The sequence below is a fragment of the Vibrio sp. 10N.222.55.C7 genome (assembly GCF_041473335.1).
Lineage (GTDB): Bacteria > Pseudomonadota > Gammaproteobacteria > Enterobacterales > Vibrionaceae > Vibrio > Vibrio crassostreae_C.
In genome coordinates this window covers 1,040-4,175 of sequence record NZ_JBFRSC010000089.1, presented here as the reverse complement: position 1 = coordinate 4,175, position 3,136 = coordinate 1,040, and the positions used below count along the sequence as shown (strand labels likewise).

Genomic DNA, 3,136 nt, shown 5'->3' with positions numbered 1-3,136 from the left:
CACTGTGCAGTGACTCGACCAATTCTTAAAGAAGCAATTGATAAAAACGGTTTGTCAGATAAAGTCCTTATTCCTGCTGATGGTGAGACCTTGGAGTTTTAGATACCTGAACTAATCCGATGACTCTCGATTTAAGTAAATAATCTAAATGATTTTTGTCCAAAAGCTTCTCGGATTGAATTTTTACCCGTGGCACTTTCTAACTCGAAAGTGCCCCGTTATCTTTTAGTTAAATCTATCAACAGAATAAACCAAGCCACGTGATAACCTAGTTTTTCTAATCTGAATTATGTCAGCAGCCACCGTCCAATATTTGAATCGTTTTACTTAGAACTCAAAATCTTCCCACAATTTTCGAACTGAGCTATTAGGGTCATTGACCTGTTTCGATTTAACATCAAATTGCATTGTTGGTCGTTCCGCTAAGTTGTATGGAGACCAATCAGCTTTGCTTGTCTTGATGAATGTAAGCCATTGGCTATGCATGGTGTTAATAAGTTCAATCGGAGGTTGTGAGCCGACAAATCTTTTTGCTTGTTCATTGTCAGTGGTATTAAATACAAAAGGCACGTCAACAAAGTGTGCGGCTCCTAAATGACCATCAAATACAGGTGACATCCAAGAAAAGTTATAATGCCAAACTTTGTTGTCGTTTTTAGTTAACTGTTGAGCAATGTGAAGTGCTGGCATTTTAAACGTAAAATCAGATTGGATGTCGGCAAAAGTGTCTCCAATAGTTTTTCCATTGTCTTTTGTTGAATACACATCAGCAGGGCGGCCTTCCAGTGACAAGTCAGACAATAGTAGCGACATCGTTTTTTCGGTCGTATTGTTTACGGCATCACTTGGTACAAGGTACAGTCGTGACTCTTGATCGGTGCTACCAACGATGACCGGAATAGAAGGAGAAGCTTTAGTGAGATCTTTCATTGGAGACTCGACAATGATATCGCCATCAACAACGGGCAAAAATGCGGTGCCTCCCCATGATATCATTCCCCATTTGTTGCGATCTTGTATCGTATAACCCATATCAATAACGTTCTTAACTAATTCAGGAAATGGAATGGTCGATAAGCCTTTAACGGTGGCTGGAATATTCAGTTTTTTGGTATAGCTTTGTGTGATTTGCTGAGCTTCTTTCTGAGTTAAAAATGCCATTGGAGGACTTTGCATAATAGCTTTCTGGAATAGGCCTTCTGCTTTTTCGGTACCCAATAAAATGGCAACACTTTCTGCCCCAGCAGATTGACCTGCAACAGTAACTTGGCTAGGGTCTCCACCAAAATCTTCGATGTTATTTTGTACCCACTCAAGAGCCATGATCTGATCAAGAATGCCGCGATTATCCGGTGCGCCCTCAAGGTGCATAAAACCATCAACGCCTACACGATAATTGATCGTTACAACAATCACGTCATTCTGAGCAAAGCTTGTTCCGTCGTAGGCTAACTCTGCCGCATCTTCTCGGATGAATGCGCCGCCAGGGATCCACACCATGACTGGCAGTTTTTTATTTGATGCCTTGTTGTTGGTAGCTACGGCGTTCATAGGTGTCCAAATGTTCAGAGTTAGATCATCGGGAGCCCCCACCAAGGTGGTGTTTTTATCTCGGCTAGGCTGTGGGACAGGTTGACCTGCTTTTGTTGCATCTAATACTCCGCTCCAAGTTTCGTATGCTTGCGGTGCTCGAAATCGGCGATCTGCCGTAAAAGGGTTTTTCGCATATGGGACGTCATAAAATGTGGCTACGCCATCATGGTTGTTTCCCATAAGTTTACCAGACTTAATGATTGCTACCGTTGAGTTTTCAGCATTTTGAGTGTGGGCAAATAGTGCATTACTTTGAATTAAACCTGCACTGAGGCATGCGACTAGTACCATTGTTTTTTTCATTTCATTCGGCTCGGTATTGGAATAGAAGGTCAGTATAAAACCTAGTTTGAAGTTGATATATATGCTATACGTCAATAGATTGTTGCATAAATCGAACTATTGAGGGTGTATGGATAGAATTGTTTCAATGGAAGTTTTCGTTTCTACTGTCGATCTAGGAAGCCTGACGGCAGCATCTGAGGCTTTAGGAATGTCACGATCCATGGCGACTAGGCATATAACCGCGTTGGAAAAGTCTTTAGGTGTATGTTTACTATATCGCTCAACAAGAAGCTTAGGTATCACTAACGCCGGTCGTGATTTATTGCCTTTCTGCCAGAATATTTTAGAGCAGAATGCCCAACTATATAACTTAGCCCAAGAGCAGCACTCTCAACCTAAAGGAAGAATTTCACTGGTTACTAGCATTTCGTTTGGTCAGGGTTATCTTGCCCAAGCTATTGAACAATTCATGCTTAAGTACCCTGACATAGAAGTCGATCTCACGCTGTCGAATCAGTCACTGGATTTGATAAAACATGGGGTTGATATGGCAATCGAGTTGAGTAATGACCTGCTCGAATCTTTAATTGGAAAGAAATTGGCTGATTGTCCATCGGTGGTTTGCGCTTCCCCTCAGTATCTAGCAGAACATGGGGCTCCTTTATCTCCCGAAGATTTACTCGATCACAATTGCTTGATCCACAAACGAATAGGCAATGATTGGCTGTTTGTTTCTAAAGCCGGTTCTAAATCTGCTCAGCCTATTAATGTAACGGTCACAAGTAACTACTCTGTAAATGATAGTTCCATACTTCTTAATGCAGCGATTAATGGCAAAGGTATAGCGTGTTTACCTCTGCCTTTTATTGCAATCGACATACAAGCAGGGACTTTGACTATCTTGTTGAAAGACTTTGAAGTCAATCCAATTGGCATATGGGCTCTGTATCCTTCAAGGCAATATCAACCCAAACTACATCGACACTTGTTGGACTTTTTGCAAGAAGATTTATCAATTAAGCATGATCATATGCGAAATATTGATTCATGAAGCTATGTTGGTAATGAAACCAAGCAATAATGTATCCTACCTAATCGGTTAGTTACTTCTAAAGTTTTCGTAATATCAACATGTAATGAATGAGTTAATTTGGACTGCTGCATAATTGCTGCCCGTAGAGTTGCGATACTAGAAGTTATGTGAAAGTTCAGCGTGTCTGATGGTTCGTAACTCAGAATGGCGTTGTTGCCTAAATTA

At 41.0% G+C, this 3,136-nt stretch carries 3 protein-coding genes; 1 reads left to right on the top strand and 2 read right to left on the bottom strand.

Features of this window, described 5'->3' with window-relative positions:
- Window positions 1–327: 327 nt before the first annotated feature.
- Entirely contained in the window at window positions 328–1,884 is a 1,557-nt protein-coding gene (locus AB4482_RS22630; RefSeq protein ID WP_372181762.1) for a carboxylesterase/lipase family protein, read from the bottom strand.
- 121 nt (window positions 1,885–2,005) lie between these two features.
- Here AB4482_RS22630 and AB4482_RS22625 point away from each other — a divergent pair, with 121 nt between their 5' ends.
- A complete protein-coding gene (locus tag AB4482_RS22625; RefSeq protein ID WP_372181761.1) occupies window positions 2,006–2,929 on the top strand; it encodes a LysR family transcriptional regulator in 924 nt (307 codons plus the stop codon).
- A gap of 2 nt (window positions 2,930–2,931) precedes the next feature.
- On the opposite strand, the gene AB4482_RS22620 is transcribed toward AB4482_RS22625, so the two are convergent.
- On the bottom strand, window positions 2,932–3,136 hold a 205-nt coding region (locus AB4482_RS22620), incomplete at its 5' end, for a hypothetical protein (RefSeq protein ID WP_372181759.1).

Excerpts from the sequence above, each read along its gene's own strand:
- AB4482_RS22630 (WP_372181762.1), bottom strand. The coding sequence starts at position 1,884 with ATGGTACTAGTCGCATGCCTCAGTGCAGGTTTAATTCAAAGTAATGCA.
- AB4482_RS22625 (WP_372181761.1), top strand. The coding sequence starts at position 2,006 with ATGGATAGAATTGTTTCAATGGAAGTTTTCGTTTCTACTGTCGATCTA.